The 20,677-nt window shown below is 68.2% G+C and carries 20 protein-coding genes and 1 tRNA gene; 18 read left to right on the plus strand and 3 right to left on the minus strand.

The window, feature by feature from the left end; all coding sequences use genetic code 11:
* The first annotated feature begins 13 nt into the window (after positions 1 to 13).
* Positions 14 to 98: transfer RNA gene (locus MXC99_RS13815), tRNA-Leu, on the plus strand.
* Between the two features lie 125 nt (positions 99 to 223).
* Here the strand turns inward: MXC99_RS13815 and nhaR are convergent.
* Positions 224 to 1,135, minus strand: a complete 912-nt coding sequence (nhaR, locus tag MXC99_RS13820) for a transcriptional activator NhaR (protein WP_247726012.1) — start codon at positions 1,133 to 1,135, stop codon at positions 224 to 226.
* Between the two features lie 166 nt (positions 1,136 to 1,301).
* Here nhaR and MXC99_RS13825 point away from each other — a divergent pair, with 166 nt between their 5' ends.
* From MXC99_RS13825 to tilS, 4 genes are all read left to right on the plus strand, one after another.
* Positions 1,302 to 1,637 (plus strand): HPF/RaiA family ribosome-associated protein, encoded by a 336-nt coding sequence (locus tag MXC99_RS13825; RefSeq protein WP_247726013.1) that lies wholly within the window; start codon positions 1,302 to 1,304, stop codon positions 1,635 to 1,637.
* Between the two features lie 53 nt (positions 1,638 to 1,690).
* Complete coding sequence (locus MXC99_RS13830) at positions 1,691 to 2,356, plus strand: Bax inhibitor-1/YccA family protein (protein ID WP_247726014.1); 666 nt, start codon at positions 1,691 to 1,693, stop codon at positions 2,354 to 2,356.
* 168 nt (positions 2,357 to 2,524) lie between these two features.
* Positions 2,525 to 3,490 (plus strand): acetyl-CoA carboxylase carboxyltransferase subunit alpha, encoded by a 966-nt coding sequence (locus MXC99_RS13835; protein ID WP_247726015.1) that lies wholly within the window; start codon positions 2,525 to 2,527, stop codon positions 3,488 to 3,490.
* A 60-nt stretch (positions 3,491 to 3,550) separates the two neighbouring features.
* Positions 3,551 to 4,909, plus strand: a complete 1,359-nt coding sequence (tilS, locus tag MXC99_RS13840; protein WP_247726016.1) for a tRNA lysidine(34) synthetase TilS — start codon at positions 3,551 to 3,553, stop codon at positions 4,907 to 4,909.
* A gap of 94 nt (positions 4,910 to 5,003) precedes the next feature.
* Here tilS and MXC99_RS13845 read toward each other — a convergent pair whose 3' ends face one another.
* Both MXC99_RS13845 and MXC99_RS13850 read right to left on the minus strand, forming a co-directional pair.
* Complete coding sequence (locus MXC99_RS13845; RefSeq protein WP_247726017.1) at positions 5,004 to 5,609, minus strand: response regulator transcription factor; 606 nt, start codon at positions 5,607 to 5,609, stop codon at positions 5,004 to 5,006.
* Positions 5,606 to 7,588, minus strand: a complete 1,983-nt coding sequence (locus MXC99_RS13850) for a sensor histidine kinase (protein ID WP_247726018.1) — start codon at positions 7,586 to 7,588, stop codon at positions 5,606 to 5,608. Before MXC99_RS13850 ends, MXC99_RS13845 begins: the two co-directional genes overlap by 4 nt.
* A 174-nt stretch (positions 7,589 to 7,762) precedes the next feature.
* Between MXC99_RS13850 and MXC99_RS13855 the strand changes: the two genes are divergently transcribed.
* The 13 genes from MXC99_RS13855 to hfq all read left to right on the plus strand — a co-directional run bounded on the left by MXC99_RS13855 (position 7,763) and on the right by hfq (position 20,674).
* The gene (locus MXC99_RS13855) at positions 7,763 to 8,767 is read left to right on the plus strand and encodes a TRAP transporter substrate-binding protein (RefSeq protein WP_247726019.1); all 1,005 of its coding nucleotides are present in this window, start codon (positions 7,763 to 7,765) and stop codon (positions 8,765 to 8,767) included.
* Positions 8,768 to 8,843: 76 nt separating this feature from the next.
* A complete protein-coding gene (locus tag MXC99_RS13860; protein WP_247726020.1) occupies positions 8,844 to 9,563 on the plus strand; it encodes a TRAP transporter small permease in 720 nt (239 codons plus the stop codon).
* A gap of 15 nt (positions 9,564 to 9,578) precedes the next feature.
* Entirely contained in the window at positions 9,579 to 10,865 is a 1,287-nt protein-coding gene (locus MXC99_RS13865) for a TRAP transporter large permease (RefSeq protein ID WP_247726021.1), read from the plus strand.
* Positions 10,866 to 11,084: 219 nt separating this feature from the next.
* Entirely contained in the window at positions 11,085 to 11,510 is a 426-nt protein-coding gene (gene ndk, locus MXC99_RS13870; RefSeq protein ID WP_247726022.1) for a nucleoside-diphosphate kinase, read from the plus strand.
* A 115-nt stretch (positions 11,511 to 11,625) separates the two neighbouring features.
* On the plus strand, positions 11,626 to 12,786 hold the full coding sequence (gene rlmN, locus MXC99_RS13875; protein WP_247726023.1) for a 23S rRNA (adenine(2503)-C(2))-methyltransferase RlmN: 1,161 nt from the start codon (positions 11,626 to 11,628) through the stop codon (positions 12,784 to 12,786).
* A complete protein-coding gene (gene pilW, locus MXC99_RS13880; protein WP_247726024.1) occupies positions 12,783 to 13,571 on the plus strand; it encodes a type IV pilus biogenesis/stability protein PilW in 789 nt (262 codons plus the stop codon). The genes rlmN and pilW overlap by 4 nt, the downstream gene beginning before the upstream one ends.
* Before the next feature lie 5 nt (positions 13,572 to 13,576).
* Positions 13,577 to 14,548 carry a RodZ domain-containing protein gene (locus MXC99_RS13885; protein ID WP_247726140.1) on the plus strand — a complete coding sequence of 324 codons (972 nt, stop codon included), beginning with the start codon at positions 13,577 to 13,579 and terminating at the stop codon, positions 14,546 to 14,548.
* 9 nt (positions 14,549 to 14,557) lie between these two features.
* Positions 14,558 to 15,817 (plus strand): flavodoxin-dependent (E)-4-hydroxy-3-methylbut-2-enyl-diphosphate synthase, encoded by a 1,260-nt coding sequence (gene ispG / locus MXC99_RS13890; RefSeq protein ID WP_247726025.1) that lies wholly within the window; start codon positions 14,558 to 14,560, stop codon positions 15,815 to 15,817.
* A 75-nt stretch (positions 15,818 to 15,892) separates the two neighbouring features.
* Entirely contained in the window at positions 15,893 to 17,188 is a 1,296-nt protein-coding gene (hisS, locus tag MXC99_RS13895) for a histidine--tRNA ligase (protein ID WP_247726026.1), read from the plus strand.
* A 2-nt stretch (positions 17,189 to 17,190) separates the two neighbouring features.
* On the plus strand, positions 17,191 to 17,838 hold the full coding sequence (locus MXC99_RS13900) for a tetratricopeptide repeat protein (RefSeq protein WP_247726027.1): 648 nt from the start codon (positions 17,191 to 17,193) through the stop codon (positions 17,836 to 17,838).
* A 3-nt stretch (positions 17,839 to 17,841) separates the two neighbouring features.
* Positions 17,842 to 18,984, plus strand: a complete 1,143-nt coding sequence (gene bamB, locus MXC99_RS13905; protein ID WP_247726028.1) for an outer membrane protein assembly factor BamB — start codon at positions 17,842 to 17,844, stop codon at positions 18,982 to 18,984.
* 13 nt (positions 18,985 to 18,997) lie between these two features.
* The gene (gene der / locus MXC99_RS13910) at positions 18,998 to 20,326 is read left to right on the plus strand and encodes a ribosome biogenesis GTPase Der (protein ID WP_247726029.1); all 1,329 of its coding nucleotides are present in this window, start codon (positions 18,998 to 19,000) and stop codon (positions 20,324 to 20,326) included.
* A gap of 111 nt (positions 20,327 to 20,437) precedes the next feature.
* Positions 20,438 to 20,674: an RNA chaperone Hfq gene (gene hfq / locus MXC99_RS13915; protein WP_002924769.1), complete on the plus strand. Its 237-nt coding sequence runs from the start codon at positions 20,438 to 20,440 to the stop codon at positions 20,672 to 20,674.
* Positions 20,675 to 20,677 lie beyond the last annotated feature (3 nt).

Genomic DNA, 20,677 nt, shown 5'->3' on the forward strand with positions numbered 1-20,677 from the left:
ATGCGCCTCCCCTGCCGGGATGGCGGAATCGGTAGACGCAGCGGATTCAAAATCCGCCGCCGCAAGGTGTAAGGGTTCGAGTCCCTTTCCCGGCACCAGGGGCTTCGCGTGCGCGCCGGAGCACACGCAGCACGCCACCGCTCCGTATTCCTGCATTCCCGCCCTGGTTTTCCAGCACGCGCCAGCGTCGGGCCCGCGATTCTGGATCGCCTGCCGCTGAAAATCAAATCGCCTCCGCTTGCCCCCGCTGCGCCGGTGCCGTCGCCGCGTCGCTGATCGCGCGTACCGCCGGGTGGGTCAGCCTGCGTTCGACCGAGATCGCGTAGTAGGTTTCGATGACGCCGCCGGCGTCCCCCAGATGCACCAGACCCGCCTGCCGGCACAACTGCTCGCCGACCCGCGCCGCGCTCGGGAAAACGCCCGCCCCGGCCTCGGCGAAGGCGCGCATCAGGGCGCTGTCGTCGAACTCGCCGACGATGCGCGGATGCAGGTGGGCAGCTTCGATCCAGCGCAGGAGCGGGCCGCGGACGCTGGCTTCGGCACCGGGCAGCAGCAGCGGGGCACCGTCCAGGCATTCTGGAAAGCCCTTTTTCAGCGTCGCCGCCAGCGCCGGCGTGGCGAAAAAGGCGATCGTCGATTCGCCGAGGGCGTGGCTGTAGCCGCGCACGTCCATGTTCTGCGGCAGGGGACGGTCGGCCAGGACGACGTCGAGCTTGTGGATCGCGAGTTCGCCGAGCAGGGTGTCGAACTTGCCTTCCCGGCAGACGATGCGCATCGGCTCCGGGAGATCCATCGAAGGCGCCAGCAGCAGCCAGGCGATCGCTTTCGGCACCACGTCGGCGACGCCGACGCGAAACGGCACGGCACGCCCGGTGGCCCGGCTGCGCAGGGCTTCTTCCAGTTCGGTTCCGAGACGGAAGATCTCTTCGGCGTAGTCGAGCACCATGCGCCCGGTTTCGGTCAGTGCCAGGCCGCGGCCCTGGCGTTTGAACAGATTGACCCCGAGTGCGGTCTCGAGCGTGGTGATCTGCCCCGAAAGCGTCTGGGGGGCGAGCCCGGAACGTTCCGCCGCGCGCACGATCCCACCGGCGCGGGCGACGATCCAGAAATGGTGGAGCTGCTTGTAGTTCAGCATGGCCTGACCTCGATCGAGCGGGGGAGCGGGAAGTGGCTTCTGGATGTTTCGATAAAACCGGATCGATATTCTGTTGAACCGAGATTTTATCGAATGGTCTGAGTTTTAACATGCGTCGAGGCGCTGGACCCGACCGTGATTGCGCGACAACAACAGGAGACTCGAGATGCGTATCGACCTGCAGTGTGACGGTGTGAAGGCGACGCCCGGCCTGCATGACTATGTGAGCCGGCGGATGCGCGGCGCGATCGGGCGCTTCCGCGACCACATCCAGTGGGCGCGGGTGAAGGTGGCCGATGGCGACGGTGCGGACAAGCGTTGCGTGGTACAACTGCGGCTGCGCAACCTGCCGGACGTGGTGTTCGCGATCAAGCAGCTCGATGTGCGCGCCGCGGTCGACGCCGCCGCGGAGCGGGTGTCACGGGTTCTGGCCCAGCGCCTGCGCCGTCAGCAAAAGCCGGGCCGCGGAGCGTCCGCCCCGGTTGCGGCGCTGCCGGCCTGAAGACCGGCTTGCCTCCCCTCAAAACCATTCATCCTTCCGGAGGAAGATCCGCCATGGAAAACCGCATCACGACAATGCGCCGCGCCGAAGCTTCGGTGCTATCGACCAACAAGGTCATCCGCAACACCTACCTGCTGCTCTCGCTGACGCTGGCCTTCTCGGCGCTCACCGCCGGGCTGTCGGTGGCGATGGGCCTGCCCCACCCGGGTCTGATCCTGACCCTGGTGGGCTACTTCGGCCTGCTGTTCCTGACCACCAAGTTCCGCAACAGCGGGCTGGGCATTGTGTTCGTGTTCGCGCTCACCGGCTTCATGGGCTTCACGCTCGGCCCGATCATCTCCGCCTACCTGTCGCTGCCCAACGGCGGCAGCATCGTGATGCAGGCGATGGCCGGCACGGCGGCGATCTTCCTCGGACTGTCGGCCTACGCGGTGACCACCAGGAAGGATTTTTCCTTCATGGGCGGGTTCCTGATGGTCGGCATCCTGGTGGCCTTCCTGGCCGGCCTGGGCGCGGTGTTCTTCTCGATCCCGGCGCTGTCGCTGACCGTATCGGCCGCCTTCGTGCTGCTGATGTCGGGCCTGATCCTGTATGAAACGAGCAACATCATCCACGGCGGCGAAACCAACTACGTGATGGCCACGGTGACCTTGTTCGTGTCGATCTTCAACCTCTTCACCAGCCTGCTGCACCTGCTCGGCTTCGCCAGCAACGACTGATCCGCTGCGCCCCTGCCGGCGCGCTGCGGGATGAGCGGGGCGATCGCCAGAGGGCGGTCGCCCCGCGTCGTCTGGCGAAGTGCCGCGTGTGGCAGTGCAGCGTGGACAGGCTACGCCGCCGTCCGCCTGGCGTTACAATGGCGCACATTTTTGACTGGGAACGGCTGGATGAAGACCACCTTTCTGGATTTTGAAACGGCGATCGCCGAACTTGAGGCGAAGATCGACCAACTGCGGTTCGTGCAGGACGACCCGGCGGTCGACATCTCCGAGGAGATCGCGCGCCTGGAGGCCAAGAGCCAGTCGCTGACCAAGGAACTCTACGCCAAGCTCACGCCGTGGCAGATCGCTCAGGTGGCACGCCACCCGCAGCGCCCCTATACGCTCGACTATGCCGAGCTGATCTTCACCGATTTCCAGGAACTGCACGGCGATCGCGCCTATGCCGACGACAAGGCGATCGTCGGCGGTCTGGCGCGCTTCAACGGCCAGAGCTGCGTGGTGATCGGCCACCAGAAGGGGCGCGACACGAAGGAGAAGATCGCGCGCAACTTCGGCATGCCGCGCCCCGAGGGCTACCGCAAGGCGATGCGGCTGATGAAGCTCGCCGAGAAGTTCGGTCTGCCGGTATTCACCTTCGTCGACACCCCGGGCGCCTATCCGGGCATCGGCGCCGAGGAGCGCGGCCAGTCCGAGGCGATCGGCCACAGCCTCTACCTGATGGCCGAGCTCAAGATTCCGATCGTCAGCACCATCATCGGCGAGGGCGGCTCGGGCGGAGCGCTGGCGATCGCGGTCGCCGACCAGGTGTTGATGCTGCAGTACTCGACCTACTCGGTGATCTCGCCCGAAGGCTGCGCCTCCATCCTGTGGAAGAGCGCGGAGAAGGCCGCCGATGCGGCCGATACCATGGGCATCACCGCGGCGCGGCTGAAGTCGCTGGGCCTGATCGACAAGGTCGTCACCGAGCCGGTCGGCGGTGCCCACCGCGACCACCGCGCGATGGCGGTCGCGCTCAAGCGCGCGCTGACCGACGCGCTGCGCGAACTCGAAGCGCTGACCCCTTCGGAGCTTGTCGCCCAGCGCTACGACAAGCTGATGAGCTACGGGCGCTACAAGGAAAAGGCCGCCTGAGCGGCGCTGCCGCCGCTCAGGCGGCGGTGTTCCGCGGCATCGCGGCCGGGCACCAGAAGCATGGTCGGGGACGATGAACTGCGCGCCGCAGTCGGTCGCGTGCTCGCCGCCGCCGGCGTCGGGGCGCACAGCCGTCTGTGCTGTGCGCTCTCGGGCGGGGTGGACTCGGTGTCCTTGTTCTCCTTGCTGTGCACCCTGCGCGCGGATTTCGGCTACGCGCTGTCGGCCGCGCACGTCCATCACGGCCTCAGCCCGAATGCCGACGCCTGGGCGGCGGCCTGCGCCCGGCGCTGCACGCAGGCCGGAGTTCCTTTCCAGCTGTTGCGCGTGACCGTGGCGCGGGACCATCCCGGCGGCCTCGAGGCGGCGGCGCGCGAAGCCCGCCATGCGGCCCTCGACAGGGTCGATTGCGACTGGCTGGTGTTCGGTCACCATCAGGACGACCAGGCCGAAACCGTGCTGTTTCGCCTGCTGCGCGGCGCCGGCGTGCATGGCGCGGCGGCGATGGCGGCGTTCGATCGCAGCCGGCCGGCTGCGCGGCCGGGACGCCTGCGCCCGCTGCTCGGGGTGCGCCGGGCGCAGATCCTCGCCTGGGCACGTGCGGCCGCCCTCCTCTGGGAGGAGGACGAGAGCAATGCCGACCTCCGCTACACGCGCAATGCCCTGCGCCACCAGCTGCTGCCGGTCGCCGAACGCATCTTCCCGGCCGCCGTGCCTGCGCTGGCGCGCGCCGCGGAAAATTTTCGCGAAGCCGATGCCCTGCTCGACGAACTGGCTGCGCTCGACGCCGCTGCCTGCGGCGGTCGCACCTTGCGCCGTTCGGCTGCGCTGGCGCTCGGCGAGGCGCGGCTGGGCAACCTGTTGCGCTGGCAGCTGCGCCGCGGCGGGGCACGGGCGCCGGGGCGCGGGCGCCTGGTCGAGGCGGTGCGCCAGCTCCGTGCGGCGAGCGTGGACATGCCGCTGCGCCTGGTGCTCGGGGCCTGGGCGTGCTGCGCCTACCGCGATGCACTGTGGCTCGAAGCAGATGAACCGGGTGCTGCGCCCGCAGCGCGGGACTGGCTGGGGGAAGCCGCATTGCCGTGGGGCGCGGGGGAAGTCGTGTTCGAGCCGGCGGTGGGGGCCGGGCTGAGTCGTGTGCGCCTGTCCGGCGCGGGCACGGTGAGGCTGGGGGCGCGACGCCAGGGGATGAAGCTGCGCCTCGATTGGCGCCGCCCGCGGCGCAGTTTCAAGAACCTGTGCCAGGAGGCGGCGATTCCGGTGTGGCTGCGCGCGCGTCTGCCGGTGCTGTGGGTGGATGGCGAACCGGCCTGGGTGGCGGGGATCGGGGTGGCGGCGGAGTTCGCCTGTGCAGCCGGCGAGGCGGGCGTGATGCCGCGCTGGCACGCCGCCGGCGCCGATCCGGTCCGCGGGGCGGGCTGAGTCCGGAGCGCCTTGCCTGAAGGAAACGCAGGGCCGCCCCAAGTTTTCTTGCCCCCTCGGGAGGCCGCGAACACGCAGTGAGGGTGGGGGCGCTTCAGCCGCGCAGCAGGGTCAGCTGCTGTGCCAGCTCGACTGCCGAACGCACGGCCATCTTGTCGAAGATGCGCGAGCGGTGGGCTTCGACCGTGCGCATCGAGATCGACAGCTCGTCGGCGATGACCTTGTTGTACTTGCCTTCCAGGATCAGGTTCATGACTTCGCGCTCGCGACCGGTCAGCGTCGCCAGCCGGGCTTCGATCGTTTCGCGGCCGGCGGCGGCGCGCTGACGCTCGGCGTCGGTGGCGAGCGCCTTCTCGACCAGATCGACGAGGTCGTGGTCGTTGAACGGCTTCTCGATGAAGTGGAACGCGCCTTTTTTCAGCGCCGCCACCGCCATCGGCACGTCGCCGTGACCGGTGATGAAAATCACCGGCAGGGTGCAGCCGCGCGCGAGCAGGGTGTCGAAGCATTCCAGCCCGCTCATTCCCGCCATGCGGATGTCGAGCACGATGCAGCCGCGCCAGTCGGGCCGCCAGGCGTCGACGAAAGCTTCGCCGCCGGGCCAGGCGCGGCAGGCGACACCGCGGGTCTTGAACAGCCACTGGAGGGCGTCGCGGATGGCGTCGTCGTCGTCGATGATGTGGGTGCAGGCGGAGGTCATGCGGAGTCGAGGCCAACGGGAAGCGACAGGGTGAAAAGGGTACCGCCATCGGGGCGGGCTGCGAAGCCCAGGCGGCCGTGGTGCAGTTCGGCGATCGAGCGGCAGATGTTCAGTCCCATGCCCATGCCTTCGGGCTTGGTGGTGAAAAACGGCTCGAACAGGCGGGCGGCGATCTCCTCGGCGATGCCGCTGCCGCGGTCGGCCACGGTGACGGTGACGAAGCGATCGTCGAGCGCGGAGGCGATGTCCACGCGGCGGCGCTCGGCTAGGGTGTCGCGCATCGAGTCCATCGCGTTGCGCACCAGGTTGACCACGATCTGCTCGATCATCACCGCGTCGATCGCCACCGGAGGCAGGGCGGAAGCGAGATCGGTGCGGATCGCCACCCGGCGTTTGCGCGCATCGGCCTCGATCAGGCCGACCGCGTCGCGGATCACCGCGTTGAGGTCGAGCACTTCGCGTCGAGGCTCGGCGCGGCGCACGAAATCGTGCACCCGGCGGATGATCTCGCCCGCGCGCCGGGCCTGGCGGGCGATGCGCTGGTGGATGTCGAGCAGTTCGGCGGGGTCGACGTCACCACCGTGCAGGCGGTTGATGCAGCCCGAGTTGTAGCTGGCGATCGCCGCCAGCGGCTGGTTGAGCTCGTGGGCGAGGGTGGAGGCCATCTCTCCCATCGTGATCAGGCGCGCGCTCTGCTGCAGGCGCTCTTCCTGCTGGCGGGCCTGCTCGCGCGCGCGCTTCTGCTCGGTGATGTCGAGCACCGAACCCATCCAGCCGGCGTGGCGGCCGTGGGCGTCGATCAGCGGCGCTTCGAACACCAGCACGTCGAGTGCTTCGCCGTTCTTGCGCCGCAGGCGGACTTCGGTGCCTTCGACGGAGCTTTCGCCGGACATGATTTCGCGGTGCACCTCGAAGGTCTGCTCGAGCCGCTCCGGGTCCCAGTAGGGCATCGGCGGTTTCAGCCCGATCAGTTCCTCCGCAGCGAAGCCGGTCATGCGGCAGAACGCCGAGTTGACGTAGGTCAGCCGGCCGTCGAGGTCGCGGGCGCGCATCCCGGTACGCATCGAATCCTCCATCGCCTTGCGGAACGCGGACTCGGTGCGCAGCGCGGTTTCGGCCTGCTGCCGGCGGGCGAGCTGGCGGCGCAGCTGGGCCACGCTCCAGACGATGATGCCGCCCAGGAGCACGATCGAGGCGCCCAGCAGGAGCGGAATCCAGCGCGTTTCGGACTTGTAGGCGGTGATCTGCAGGGTCAGGCCGTGCCCCGGCGGGTCGAACGGCATCGAGTAGGCGAGCCGGGGAGAAAGGGGCGCGACCTTGGATTTGGCGGCGATTTCCCGGCCGTCGGAGTCGAGCACCGCGACCCGGTAGCGCTCCGAGAACCACCATGGCAGCTCGCGCACGACCAGGTCCGACAGCGAATACACGCCCACCACGACGCCGAGCAGGGATTCGTTCGACCACAGCGGGACGTGAACTTCGAAGTGGTGGGCGTTGCCGTTCGCGGGGTAGGCCGGGCCATACACCGGGCGGCCGACGCTGCGCGCCAGCTCGAACGTGGCCGGGGTCGGCACGCGGTTGCCGCCCGCGGCCTCCGCCGGGCGTGGCGGCAGGGCGCCGGCGATGCGGCCGTCGGGCGCCAGCCACAGGATCTGCACCAGTCCGCGCTCGGGGTTGAGCAGATGGGCGAGGCTGGCTTCGGTCTGCGGCGAGAGCGAGGTGCCGGCGAACAGCTCGGTGCCGATCTGCTGCAGATGGATCTCGTTGCGATCGAGCTGAAAACGCAGGTTCTGCTCCATCCACAGCACGTCGTTGAGCAGCGTGGTGCGCTGTTCGTCGGCGTCGTATTCGCGCGTCAGCCAGACCAGGGCGGCAATCGCGCCGAGGAACAGGGCCAGACTCAGGAAGGGCAGGCGCTGAACCCAGCGGCTGCGGGGGCCGGGAGGCGGTGGGGGCGCCGAAGGGGGGAGAGGGCTCATGGACGCGGGCACGGCGGAGATTTTCCTTGCTGCGGTATTCCACAATAGCGACCGGGCGGAGCCCAAACGATACTGATCTCCGGCACAGGCGAATTTATCGCCGTGCCCCTGCCCCGGGAAGCGCCGCGGGCCGGAAAAGTTCATCGATGTCGTTGATGCGGAGGAGAGAATCTCATGAAGATGCGCGCACTTCTGGTCGGTCTGGTTGCGGTCGGTTTGTCTGCCGCTGCGGTCGCTGCGGAGCCGATCGTAATCAAGTTCAGCCACGTTGTCGCCCAGGACACGCCCAAGGGCAAGGCGGCCGAGAAGTTCAAGGCGCTTGCCGAGCAATACACCCAGGGCGCGGTGAAAGTCGAAGTCTACCCGAATAGCACGCTGTACAAGGACAAGGAAGAAATGGAAGCGCTGCAGCTCGGCGCCGTCCAGCTGCTGGCGCCGTCGCTGGCCAAGTTCGGCCCGCTCGGCGTGCGCGAGTTCGAAGTGTTCGATCTGCCCTACATCTTCGACGGCTACGAAGCCCTGAACAAGGTCACCCAGGGCGCGGTCGGCGCACAGCTGCTCGCCAAGCTCGAACCCAAGGGCATCAAGGGCCTGGCGTACTGGGACAACGGCTTCAAGTCCTTCTCGGCGAACTCGCCGATCAACAAACCCGAAGACCTGCGCGGCAAGAAGATGCGCATCCAGTCCTCAAAGGTGCTCGAAGAGCAGATGCGCGAGCTCAAGGCGCTGCCGCAGGTGATGGCCTTCTCCGAGGTCTATCAGGCGCTGCAGACCGGCGTCGTCGATGGCACCGAGAATCCGCATTCGAACCTCTATACCCAGAAAATGCATGAAGTGCAGAAGCACATGACGCTGACCGACCACGGTTACCTGGGCTACGCGGTGATCACCAACAAGAAGTTCTGGGACGGCCTGCCGGCCGAAGTGCGCACCCAGCTCGACAAGGCGATGAAGGAATCGACCCTCTACGCCAACCAGATCGCCAAGGAAGAGAACGACAAGGCGCTCGAGGCCGTGCGCGCGTCGGGCAAGACCGAAGTCCACACCCCGACCGCGGAAGAGAAGGCGGCGTTCAAGAAGGCCCTGGTGCCGGTGCACAAGAAGATGGAGTCGCGCATCGGCAAGGATCTGATCCAGTCGATCTACACCGAAACCGGCTTCGATCCGGCCAAGCTCTGATCCGTCCGCATCCAGACCCAGGCACGCCCGTCAGGCTCCTTTCGAGCGGCGGGCGTTTTTTCGGGGGAAAACAATCATGAACAAGCTTCTCGACCGCCTCGAGGAAATCATCATCGCCAGCCTGATGGCGGTGGCGACGATCGTGATCTTCGTCTCGGTGGTGCATCGCTACGCTTCGGGCTATGAGATTCCCGTGGTGCAGGACTGGCTGCTCGACATGAACGTCGGCTGGGCCCAGGAGTTCTGCATCATCCTCTTCGTGTGGATGGCGAAGTTCGGCGCCGCCTACGGCGTGCGCACCGGCATTCACGTCGGCGTCGACATCCTGATCAACAAGCTCTCCGGCACGCCGCGCGCCGCGCTGATCCAGCTCGGCCTGGTGTGCGGGGTGGTGTTCACCGCGCTGATCGGCCTTTTCGGCGCCCTCTTCGTGTGGGAGAACGGGATGGCCTACGAGACGCTCAGCCTGCTCGGGCGCGACGTCGGCGACTACTACGAAGGCCCGACCACGCCCGATCTCGAATGGCCGACCTGGATCGTGTATTCGGCGGTGCCGCTCGGCTCCTTCCTGATGTGCTACCGCTTCCTGCAGGTGATGGTGAGCTTCGCCCGCAGCGGCGAGCTGCCCACCCACGACCATGGCCACGTCGAAGGGCTCGACGAGGCGCAGGACCCGAACGTGCTGCTCGAAGGCGAGTCGATCACGCTCGGCGAGGACGTCGAGCACGGGCATGCCGGCATGAGCGACGAGGAGTGGGCGAAGACCCACCCGAAGCGCCCGGGTGGAAAGAACTGACGCGAGGACGCAGACATGACCAATACCCTTGCAATTTTCGGCCTGCTCGTCGTCCTGATGGCGATCGGCATGCCGGTCGGCGTGGCGCTCGGCCTCACCGTGCTGAGCTTCATGTTCATCTTCACCGACGTTCCGCTCGAATCCGTGGCGTTGAAGATGTTCACCGGGATCGAGAAGTTCGAGATCATGGCGATTCCGTTCTTCATCCTCGCCGGCAACTTCCTCACCCACGGCGGAGTGGCGCGGCGCATGATCAACTTCGCCACCGCGATGGTCGGGCACTTGCGCGGCGGCCTGGGGATGAGCGCGGTGCTCGCCTGCGCGCTGTTCGCGGCGGTGTCGGGCTCGAGCCCGGCGACGGTGGTGGCGATCGGCTCGATCCTGATCCCGGCGATGATCAAGCAGGGCTACCCGGTGCGCTTCGGTGCCGGCGTGGTGGCCTCGGCCGGCGGGCTGGGGATCCTGATCCCACCCTCGATCGTGATGGTGATGTACGCGGTGACGACCAACTCCTCGGTTGGCGCGCTGTTCATGGCGGGCGTGATTCCGGGCATCCTGCTCGCCTTCATGCTCGGCCTGTGCACCTGGTACGTGGCGCGCAAGAACAACTACCCGACCATGCCGGCCGTGGGCTGGGGCGAGCGCATCAAGCACTTCCGCAAGGCGTTCTGGGGCCTGATGCTGATCGTGGTGGTGATGGGCGGCATCTACTCGGGCATGTTCACCCCGACCGAGGCGGCGGCGATGAGCGCGGTGTACGCCTTCTTCATCGCGGTGTTCGTGTACAAGGACCTGAGCTTCAGGCAGATTCCGCGCGTGCTGCTCGACTCGGCCAACATGAGCGCGATGCTGCTGTTCATCATCGCCAGCGCGGTGCTGTTCTCCTTCATCCTCACCAGCGAGCAGATTCCGCAGCGCATGGCCGACGCCATCGTCGCCAGCGGCATGGGGCCGATCGGCTTCCTGATCGTGGTGAACCTGCTGCTGCTGGTGGCCGGGGCGCTGATGGAGCCGTCCTCGATCATCCTGATCCTGGCGCCGATCCTGTTCCCGGTGGCGGTCGCCCTGGGGATCGACCCGATCCACTTCGGGGTGATGATCGTGGTCAACATGGAGATCGGCATGATCACGCCGCCGGTAGGGCTGAACCTCTTCGTCGCCAGCGGCGTGACCAAGGCCGGCCTCACCGAGATGAGCAAGGCGGTGATGCCCTGGCTGTACACGATGCTGGTGTTCCTGCTCATTATCACCTACATCCCGAGCATCTCGACCTTCCTCCCCAAGGCGCTGGGCATGATGTAGGCGCCCGCGGCCCGGCCGCATTGCGCGACCCGGCCGCGCCGCGCGCCGCAATCCCCGCGAGGCGGCGACGCCCGGCGGGGATTGCTTTTTTGCCCCCGTGCTGGCGCCGGGATACATTCGTGCGCCCGGCGAGCGCATCGGCCTCCCCCGAAACCTGTTAAAATTTCGCGCTTTTTTCTAAACCTCACGCTTTTCCAAGCGCAGTTCCGGAGTTTTTCCATGGCAATCGAACGCACCCTGTCCATCATCAAGCCCGACGCCGTCGCCAAGAACGTGATCGGCCAGATCTACGCCCGCTTCGAAGCGGCCGGCCTGAAGATCATCGCCGCGAAGATGGTGCACCTGTCCGAGCAGGAAGCCGGACAGTTCTACGCGGTGCACAAGGAGCGTCCCTTCTTCAAGGACCTGGTGTCGTTCATGACCTCCGGCCCGGTGCTGATCCAGTGCCTGGAAGGCGAGAACGCGATCGCCAAGAACCGCGAGCTGATGGGCGCCACCGACCCGAAGAAGGCCGACAAGGGCACCATCCGCGCCGACTTCGCCGACAGCATCGACGCCAACGCGGTGCATGGCTCGGACGCGCCGGAGACGGCCGCGGTCGAAGTGGCTTTCTTTTTCCCCGGCATGAACGTTTACTCGCGCTGAACGGTCCATTCCGACGGCCCCTCGCGCGGGTTCCGCGGTGCCTCCCGCACCGCGTCCGGCGTGTTCGGGCCGTTTGCATTTGGCCTCAACCGTTCTCTGGAGTGAAGTTTCAGGCATGAGCATTTCCGCCCCGGTCAATCTGCTCGATTTCGACGTCGACGGTCTCGTCGCCTGGTTCGCCGGGCTGGGCGAGAAGCCGTTCCGTGCCCGCCAGGTGATGCGCTGGATGCATCGCGAGGGCTGCGACGACTTCGACGCGATGACCGACGTCGCCAAGTCCCTGCGCGCCAAACTGAAGGAAATCGCGACGATCCGTGCGCCGCTGCCGGTGCGCGACTCGGTGTCGGCCGACGGCACGCGCAAGTGGCTGCTCGACGTGGGCAACGCCAACGCGGTCGAGACCGTGTTCATTCCCGAAACCCACCGCGGCACGCTGTGCGTGTCCTCGCAGGCGGGCTGCGCGCTCGACTGTGCGTTCTGTTCCACGGGCAAACAGGGTTTCAACCGCAACCTGTCGGTGGCCGAGATCATCGGCCAGCTGTGGCTGGCGAACAAGCTGCTGGGCGCCGCCCGAGTGGACGCCGATGAGGACGCCGCCGAGGACGCCGCGGGCCTCGAAGCCGGTGAGCAGGACAACGGACGCATCATCAGCAACGTCGTGATGATGGGCATGGGCGAGCCGCTCGCCAACTTCGACAACGTCGTCACCGCGCTGCGCCTGATGCTCGACGACCACGCCTACGGCCTGTCGCGCCGGCGCGTCACGGTGTCGACCTCGGGCATCGTGCCGGCGATCGACCGCCTGCGCGACGAATGCCCGGTGGCGCTGGCGGTGTCGCTGCACGCCTCCAACGATGCGCTGCGCGACCGCCTCGTGCCGATCAACCGGAAATACCCGCTGCGCGAGCTGATGGCCGCCTGCCGGCGCTACCTCGAGCGCGCCCCGCGCGATTTCGTCACCTTCGAGTACGTCATGCTGGACGGCGTCAATGACAGCGATGCGCATGCCCGCGAACTCGTCGCCCTGGTGCGCGAAGTGCCGTGCAAGTTCAACCTGATCCCGTTCAACCCCTTCCCCCACGCCGGCTTCGAGCGTTCGTCGGCGGAGCGGATCCGCCGCTTCGGCGCCATCCTGATCGACGCCGGCATCGTCACGACGACGCGCAAGACGCGCGGCGGCGACGTCGATGCCGCCTGCGGCCAGCTCGCCGGCCAGGTGCAGGACAAGACCCGGCGCAGCGTGCGCCTGCAGCGCGCGCCGGAGGAACGCCGATGAGGCGCACGGCGCTGGCGCTGGCCGCGGCGGCGGTACTGGCGGCCGGCTGTGCCACGGCGCCGGTGGACCCGGCGGGGCCGAGCCGGCCGCTGTCCGACCTTACGCCGGCGACCCCGGCGCAGGCGCGCGCGCGCGTGCATGTGGACCTGGGCATGGCTTATTTCGAAATCGGGCGCTACGATGTCGCGCTCGACGAAGCGAAGATCGCGCTCGGCGACAGCCCGGACTACGCGCCGGCCTTTCACCTGCTGGGCCTGGCCTACATGCTCGTCGAGGAATATGCCGCGGCCGGGGAGAACTTCGAGCGCGCGCTGCGCCTCGCTCCCGGCGACCCCGATTTCAACAACAGCTACGGCTGGTTCCTGTGCCTCCGGGGGCGCGAGCGCGAAGGTCTGGAGCGGCTGGCGGTGGCGGCGCGCAACCCGTACTACCGCCATCCGGCCCGGCCGCTGACCAACGCCGGGCTGTGCCATCTGCGGCTGGCCGACGAGGACGCCGCGGAAGCGCAGTTCCAGCGCGCGCTGCAGGCCGATGCGGACAACGCCCAGGCGCTGTACCAGCTCGCCGCGATCGCCTACCGCGGCGGGCGTCTGGAACAGGCGCGCGCCCATCTGGTCCGGCTGCACCAGCGTCTGGGACCGACCCCGGCCTCGGCCTGGCTCGGCCTGCGCACCGAGCGCCGCCTCGGCAACCACGACGCCGAGGCGAGTTATGCGGCGCAGCTGCGTAGCCGTTTCGCCGAATCGGAAGAATATCAACGGATGATCCAAGGGAAGTTCGAGTGAGCAGCATGCAGAGCGAAAACCTTCCTGCCGCGGCCGGCGAGTCCGCCGTGCCGTCGCCGGGGGCGCAACTGCGGCGCGCGCGCGAGGCGCGCGGCGAATCGGTGTCCGAAGTGGCTTTTGCGCTCAAGCTCAGTCCGCGCCAGATCGACGCCCTCGAGCGCGACGATTTCGCCGCCTTGCCCGGGACGGCCTTCGTGCGCGGCTTCCTGCGCAACTATGCGCGCTACCTGGGGCTCGACGCCGCGCCGCTGCTCGATGGCGTGCAGCGCCTGGCCGGGGCGGCGGCCCCCGATCTGTCGCCGATCCGCAATGCCGACGGCGACCTGCCCAGCCACAGCGGCCGGCGCCGGGGTACGTTCCCGGCCGGGATACTGGTGCTGGTGCTGGTGCTGATGGTCGCCGCGGGCTGGTATTTCGATGGGTTCCGGACCGATTCGCCCGGGCCGGTGGAAAGCGGGCCGGCCGCGTTGCTGCCGGCCGAGCGTGGTGACGCCGGGCCGCCCTCGGTGGCGGGCGCCGCCGTGCTTGGGGCGGACAATCCGCCGCAGCCGGAGGCCGCCGCGAACACGCCGGCGGCGACCGCTGCCGAGATCCCGCTCAAGGCCGAGACGCCGGCCGCTGCAGAAGGGGGCGTGGCGCCCGCGCCCGCCGCGCCGGTGCCGCCGGCTCAAGTTGCGGAAGACAGGAGCGGCGGCGCCGGGAGCCCGTTGGCTGCTGCGCCGGAGACCGGCGGGAGCAGCGGCCGGCTGGTGTTGCGCTTTGGCGCCGATTCCTGGATCGAGGTGCGCGACGCCGCCGGCGCCATCCTCCATTCCGGGCTCAACCGCGCGGGTACGGCGCGCACCGTGCAGGGCGCGCCGCCGTTCGCACTGGTGGTGGGCAATGCGGCGGGAGTGGCGGTCGAGTTCGACGGCCGGACGGTCGATCTGGCCGCCCATACGCGCGGCTCGGTCGCCCGCCTGACTTTAGGTGAATAGTTGGAAACGATGAACCAGGACAAGGATTTCCCCCTCCTCAGCGCCGCGCCCTGGCGCCGCCGGCGCACGCGGCAGGTCGCGATCGGCAAGGTCAGGGTCGGGGGCGAGGCGCCGGTCGTCGTCCAGTCGATGACCAACACCGACACCGCCGACGTGCTCGGCACGGCGATGCAGGTCGCCGAACTCGCCCGCGCGGGCTCGGAAATGGTGCGCCTGACCGTCAATAACGAAGCGGCGGCCAAAGCCGTGCCGCACATCCGCGACCGTCTGCTGGCGCTCGGCGTGGAGGTGCCGCTGGTCGGTGATTTCCACTACAACGGCCACAAGCTGCTGACCGATTTTCCCGCCTGCGCCGAGGCGCTCGCCAAGTTCCGCATCAATCCGGGCAATGTCGGTGCCGGCGCGAAGCGCGACCCGCAGTTTGCCGCGATCGTCGAACTCGCCTGCCGCTACGACAAGCCGGTGCGCATCGGGGTGAACTGGGGCAGCCTCGACCCCTCGGTGCTCACCCGCATCATGGACGAGAACGCCCACCGTGCCGCGCCGCGCGATGCCGGTGCGGTGATGCGCGAGGCGCTGGTGGTGTCGGCGCTCGAATCCGCGGCCAAGGCCGAGGAGTACGGGCTGGCCGCGGACCGCATCGTGCTGTCGGCGAAAGTGTCGAGCGTGCAGGACCTGATCGCGGTGTACCGCGATCTCGCCCGACGCAGCGACTATGCCCTGCACCTGGGGCTGACCGAGGCCGGGATGGGCAGCAAGGGCATCGTCGCCTCGACCGCCGCACTCGCGGTGCTGCTGCAGGAAGGCATCGGCGACACCATCCGCGTCTCGCTGACGCCCGAGCCGGGCGGCAGCCGCAGCCAGGAAGTCGTGGTCGCGCAGGAGATCCTGCAGACCATGGGCCTGCGCGCGTTCACGCCGATGGTCACCGCCTGCCCGGGCTGCGGGCGCACCACCAGCACGGTGTTCCAGGAACTCGCCGCCGGCATCCAGGACTACGTTCGTGCCCAGATGCCGGTGTGGCGCGAGCAGTACGACGGCGTCGAGAACCTGACCCTGGCGGTGATGGGCTGCGTGGTCAATGGGCCGGGCGAGTCCAAGCATGCGAATATCGGCATCTCGCTGCCGGGGACCGGCGAGTCGCCGGCGGCCCCGGTCTATGTCGATGGGGAAAAAATCGCCACCTTGCGCGGCGACGGCATCGCCGCCGAGTTCAGGGCCATCGTCGATCGCTACGTGGCGACGCGCTATGCAAGAAAGGCCGGCTGAGTCCGGCCCCAGGGACATGAACAAGGACGAGGGTGCGATCCACGCATCCCGCAACACGACAAGACGAACACAGCAATGAGCCAGACCTTGCAGGCGGTGCGCGGGATGAACGACATCCTGCCCGATGACGCCGAAACCTGGGAATACTTCGAAGACATCGTGCGCGACTGGCTGCAGAGCTACGGTTACCGCCCGATCCGGATGCCGCTGGTGGAGCCGACGCCGCTGTTCAAGCGCGCGATCGGCGAAGTCACCGACATCGTCGAGAAGGAGATGTACTCCTTCGAGGACGCCTTGAACGGCGAGCATCTGACGCTGCGCCCGGAAGGCACGGCCTCCTGCGTGCGCGCGGTGATCCAGCACAGCCTGATCCCGTCCGGCGGGCCGCAGCGCCTGTATTACTACGGGCCGATGTTCCGCCACGAGCGTCCGCAGAAGGGCCGCTACCGCCAGTTCCATCAGATCGGCGTGGAGGCGCTCGGTTTTGCCGGCCCCGAAACCGACGCCGAGCTGATCCTGATGTGCGCACGGTTGTGGGACGACCTCGGGCTCGAGGATGTCACGCTCGAGATCAACTCGCTCGGCGCTCCGCAAGAGCGCGCCGCTCACCGCGCGGCGCTGGTCGCTTACCTCGAGCAACACCAGGACCAGCTCGACGAGGACGGCAGGCGCCGCCTCCACACCAACCCGCTGCGCATCCTCGACACCAAGAACCCGGCGCTGCAGGCCATCGTCGATGCTGCGCCGCGGCTCGCCGACTACCTCGGTGACGAATCGAAGGCGCACTTCGACGCGGTGCAGGTCTTCCTCAAGGATGCCGGGATTCCCTACCGGATCAACCATCGCCTGGTGCGCGGGCTGGACTACTACAACCGCACCGTGTTCGAGTGGGTCACGACGCGCCTCGGCGCCCAAGGCACGATCTGTGCCGGCGGGCGCTACGATGGCCTGTTCGAGCAGCTCGGCGGCAAGCCGCAGCCGGCCGCCGGCTTTGCCATCGGCATCGAGCGCCTGCTGTTGCTGTGGCAGGCCTGCGGTGGCGAGAGCGAGCGCATGGCGCCCGACGCCTACGTGGTCAGTGTCGGCGACGCTGCCCAGCGCCTGGCCTTCCGTGCCGCGGAGGCGCTGCGCGAACACGGCTTCGCCGTGCTGATGCACTGCGGTGGCGGCAGCTTCAAGTCGCAGATGAAAAAAGCCGACGCCAGCGCGGCCGCGGTCGCGGTGGTGATCGGCGAAGACGAGGCCGCGGCCGCTGAAGTCGGCCTCAAGCCCTTGCGCGGCGGCGGCGCGCAGCAGCGCGTCGCGCTCGAGACCCTGCCCGAGGCACTGGCAGGCTTGCTGTATCCTGAAGAATCCGTACAAGAGGGTTGATGATGGCGGTCTACGATCTGGAAGAGCAGGAACAGATTTCCGAACTCAAGGCGTGGTGGGCGCAGTACGGCAACCTGGTGGTCGGCCTGGCGCTCGCCGCCGCAGTCGCCGCGGTCGGCTGGCAGGGCTGGCAGTGGTACCAGAACCGCAACGCCGCCGAGGCCGGCACCCTCTACTACGCGGTGCAGCAGGCCGCTCAAAGCCAGGATGCGCAAAAGGCGCGCGAGGCCGCCGGGCGCTTGATCGGCGAGCATGGCGGCAGTGCCAGCGCCCAGCTCGGCGCGCTGCTGGCGGCGGCGGTCCAGTTCGAGGCCGACGACCTGACCAATGCGCGGGTCCAGCTCGAATGGGCGGCGGACAAGGGCGCGGACGCGGCGCTGCGCGACCTCGCCCGGCTGCGCCTGGCCGCGGTGATGCTGGAGCAGGGCGAGCTCGATGCAGCGCTGGCGCGGCTGCAGGGCGCGCCGGTGACGGCGGCTTACAAGAGCCGCTACGACGATCTGCGCGGCGACGTGCTCGCGGAGCTGGGCCGGGGCGACGAAGCGCGGGCCGCCTACCGGGCCGCGATCGACGGCCTCGCTGCCGAAGGCGAGGAGGCCACGACGCTGCGCGAACTCGTCCGCGTGAAACTCGAATCCCTGGGAGCCTGACCGATGAAGTCGCTTTCGCTGCGTTTCGTTGCGCTTGCCGCCGCTGCCGCGCTGCTCGCCGGCTGCTCGTCGCTGAACCCTTTTTCCCACTCGCCTTCGGCGCCGGCGGCACTGACGGAACTGAAGCCGAGCGCCGAGCTGGCGAGGCGCTGGCAGGCCGACATCGGCGAAGCCGGGGGCTACCGCTTCCAGCCGGCGGTGTGGGGCGAGAGCGTGTACGCGGCCTCGCACCGCGGCGACGTCGGCCGTTTTGAAGACGGCCGCGCGCTGTGGCAGGTGCGCGCCGACAAGCGCCTGTCGGCCGGAGTCGGTGCCGATAGCCGGCTTGCGGTGGTGGTCGCCACCGACGGCACGGTGATCGCCTACGATGCGGCCAGCGGCAGCGAGCGCTGGCGTTCGCCGCTCGGCGTCGAAGTGCTGGCGCCGCCTGCGCTCGGCCCGGACTTCGTCGTCGTGCGCGCTTCGGACAACCGCCTGATCGCGCTCGATGCGCGCGACGGCAGCCGGCGCTGGGTGTACCAGCGCAACAATCCGCCGCTGGCGCTGCGCACATTCGCCGGCGTGCTCATCGAGGGCAACGTCGTGCTCGCCGGCTTCCCCGGCGGCAAGCTGGCGGTGCTCAATCCCGCCAACGGCGGCGCGATCACCGAGCTCGGTGTCGCCCTGCCGCGCGGTGCCACCGAGCTCGAGCGGGTGGCCGACATCGTCGGCACGCCGGTGGTCGGGCGGCGCGAAGTGTGCGCGGTGAGCTACCAGGGGCGCGCGGCCTGCTTCGACACCACCAACGGCAACGCGCTGTGGGCGCGCGATTTCTCCAGCAGCGTGGGCATGGCGCGCGACGCGCGTTTCGCGCTGCTCGTCGATGAGCGCGATGCGGTGCATGCGCTTGACGCCTACAGCGGGGCGAGCGTGTGGAAACAGGACGCGCTCGTGCGGCGCCGGCTGTCGCGGCCGCTGATCGTCGGCGATCACGTCGTGGTCGGCGATGGCGAGGGCTATGTCCATCTTCTCGATCGTGAAACCGGTTCCCTGGCCGCCCGCGAACGCGCCGGCAAGGGGGCGATCGCCGCCGATCCGGTCGCGTTCGGGCGCGGCTTCGTCGTCCAGGGCGGCGACGGCGACATTACCGCGTACGAAGTGCGCTGAGGCAAGGCAGGAAGTGAAACCCACCATCGTTCTGGTCGGTCGGCCCAACGTCGGCAAATCGACTCTGTTCAACCGCCTCACCCGCAGCCGCGACGCCCTCGTCGCCGACCAGCCCGGGCTGACGCGCGACCGCCACTACGGCATCGGCCGGGTCGGCGATCGCGATTACCTCGTCGTCGACACCGCCGGCTTCGATCCCGTCGCCAAGGACGGCATCATGCACGAGATGGCACGCCAGGCCGAGCAGGCGATCGCCGAGGCCGACGTGCTGCTGTTCCTGGTCGATGGTCGCGCCGGGCGCACGCCGCACGACGAGAACATCGCCGCCCGCCTGCGCCGCGCCGGCCGCCCGGTCCATGTCGTGGTGAACAAGGCCGAAGGGCTCGAGCGGGCGATGGTCGCGGCCGATTTCCATGCTCTCGGCCTGGGCGACCCGCTGGCGGTGTCGGCGGCCCACGGCGACGGCGTCAAGCAGCTCGTCGAGCTGGTGCTGGCGCCCTTCCCGGCGGACGAGGAGCGTGAGCCTGCAGCCGACGAAGGGCCGAAAGTAGCGATCGTCGGCCGCCCCAACGTGGGCAAGTCGACCCTGGTCAACACCTTGCTCGGCGAGGAGCGGGTGATCGCCTTCGATTTGCCCGGCACGACCCGCGACGCGATCTCGATTCCCTTCGAGCGCGGCGGCCGCCATTACACCCTGATCGACACCGCGGGCCTGCGCCGGCGCGGCAAGGTCTTCGAGGCGGTGGAAAAGTTCTCCGTGATCAAGACCCTGCAGGCCGTGCAGGAGTCGAACGTGGTCGTCCTCGTGCTCGATGCGGCGCAGGACATTTCCGATCAGGACGCCCATATCGCCGGTTTCGCGCTCGAGGCCGGGCGCGCGCTGGTGGTGGCGATCAACAAGTGGGACGCGGTCGACGACTACCGTCGCGACCGCCTCAAAGCCGACATCGCGCGCAAGCTGGCCTTCCTCGGCTTCGCCCGCTTCCACCAGATTTCCGCGCTCAAATCCGAGGGCATCGGCGGACTGCTCAAATCGGTCGATGCCGCCTATGCTGCGGCGATGGCGAACCTGGCCACCCCGCGGCTGACGCGGACGCTGCAGCAGGCGGTCGCCCGCCAGGCGCCGCCGCGCCACGGCATGGCGCGGCCGAAGATGCGCTATGCCCACCAGGGGGGAGTGAATCCGCCGGTGATTGTGATCCACGGCAATGCTCTCGATGACATTCCCGCGTCCTATGTTCGCTACTTGGAACGCTGCTTTACCGAGGCTTTCAAGCTGCAGGGCACGCCCTTGCGCATCCAGTTCCGCACCACGCACAATCCGTTCGCGGTGCGGGGCTGAATTTTCCTGCGCAGAATCCGTTTCCACGCCCGGGTTTCGTTGCATACTGCGATGCGGCAGTGCAGCAGCAAGCCCGACATTCTTATAAACACAATATAAAGAGGTTCAGCAATGAGTAACAAAGGGCAACTTCTACAAGACCCCTTCCTCAACACCCTGCGTCGTGAGCACATCCCGGTATCGATCTACCTGGTCAATGGCATCAAGCTGCAGGGCCAGGTCGAGTCTTTCGACCAGTATGTCGTCCTGCTGAAGAACACCGTCACCCAGATGGTGTACAAGCATGCGATTTCGACCGTGGTTCCGGCCCGTCCCGTCGTCATCCAGCAGGACGAGGGCAGCAACTGAAGC

The sequence above is a fragment of the Thauera aromatica genome, assembly GCF_023093595.1.
In the GTDB taxonomy this organism is placed as follows: domain Bacteria; phylum Pseudomonadota; class Gammaproteobacteria; order Burkholderiales; family Rhodocyclaceae; genus Thauera; species Thauera aromatica_A.

Excerpts from the sequence above, each read along its gene's own strand:
- ispG (WP_247726025.1), top strand. The coding sequence starts at position 14,558 with ATGAACCAGGACAAGGATTTCCCCCTCCTCAGCGCCGCGCCCTGGCGC.
- MXC99_RS13865 (WP_247726021.1), top strand. The coding sequence starts at position 9,579 with ATGACCAATACCCTTGCAATTTTCGGCCTGCTCGTCGTCCTGATGGCG.
- MXC99_RS13825 (WP_247726013.1), top strand. The coding sequence starts at position 1,302 with ATGCGTATCGACCTGCAGTGTGACGGTGTGAAGGCGACGCCCGGCCTG.
- tilS (WP_247726016.1), top strand. The coding sequence starts at position 3,551 with ATGGTCGGGGACGATGAACTGCGCGCCGCAGTCGGTCGCGTGCTCGCC.
- MXC99_RS13830 (WP_247726014.1), top strand. The coding sequence starts at position 1,691 with ATGGAAAACCGCATCACGACAATGCGCCGCGCCGAAGCTTCGGTGCTA.
- ndk (WP_247726022.1), top strand. The coding sequence starts at position 11,085 with ATGGCAATCGAACGCACCCTGTCCATCATCAAGCCCGACGCCGTCGCC.
- MXC99_RS13850 (WP_247726018.1), bottom strand. The coding sequence starts at position 7,588 with ATGAGCCCTCTCCCCCCTTCGGCGCCCCCACCGCCTCCCGGCCCCCGC.
- hfq (WP_002924769.1), top strand. The coding sequence starts at position 20,438 with ATGAGTAACAAAGGGCAACTTCTACAAGACCCCTTCCTCAACACCCTG.
- MXC99_RS13860 (WP_247726020.1), top strand. The coding sequence starts at position 8,844 with ATGAACAAGCTTCTCGACCGCCTCGAGGAAATCATCATCGCCAGCCTG.
- pilW (WP_247726024.1), top strand. The coding sequence starts at position 12,783 with ATGAGGCGCACGGCGCTGGCGCTGGCCGCGGCGGCGGTACTGGCGGCC.
- MXC99_RS13835 (WP_247726015.1), top strand. The coding sequence starts at position 2,525 with ATGAAGACCACCTTTCTGGATTTTGAAACGGCGATCGCCGAACTTGAG.
- bamB (WP_247726028.1), top strand. The coding sequence starts at position 17,842 with ATGAAGTCGCTTTCGCTGCGTTTCGTTGCGCTTGCCGCCGCTGCCGCG.
- hisS (WP_247726026.1), top strand. The coding sequence starts at position 15,893 with ATGAGCCAGACCTTGCAGGCGGTGCGCGGGATGAACGACATCCTGCCC.
- nhaR (WP_247726012.1), bottom strand. The coding sequence starts at position 1,135 with ATGCTGAACTACAAGCAGCTCCACCATTTCTGGATCGTCGCCCGCGCC.
- MXC99_RS13885 (WP_247726140.1), top strand. The coding sequence starts at position 13,577 with ATGCAGAGCGAAAACCTTCCTGCCGCGGCCGGCGAGTCCGCCGTGCCG.
- MXC99_RS13855 (WP_247726019.1), top strand. The coding sequence starts at position 7,763 with ATGAAGATGCGCGCACTTCTGGTCGGTCTGGTTGCGGTCGGTTTGTCT.
- rlmN (WP_247726023.1), top strand. The coding sequence starts at position 11,626 with ATGAGCATTTCCGCCCCGGTCAATCTGCTCGATTTCGACGTCGACGGT.
- MXC99_RS13900 (WP_247726027.1), top strand. The coding sequence starts at position 17,191 with ATGGCGGTCTACGATCTGGAAGAGCAGGAACAGATTTCCGAACTCAAG.
- MXC99_RS13845 (WP_247726017.1), bottom strand. The coding sequence starts at position 5,609 with ATGACCTCCGCCTGCACCCACATCATCGACGACGACGACGCCATCCGC.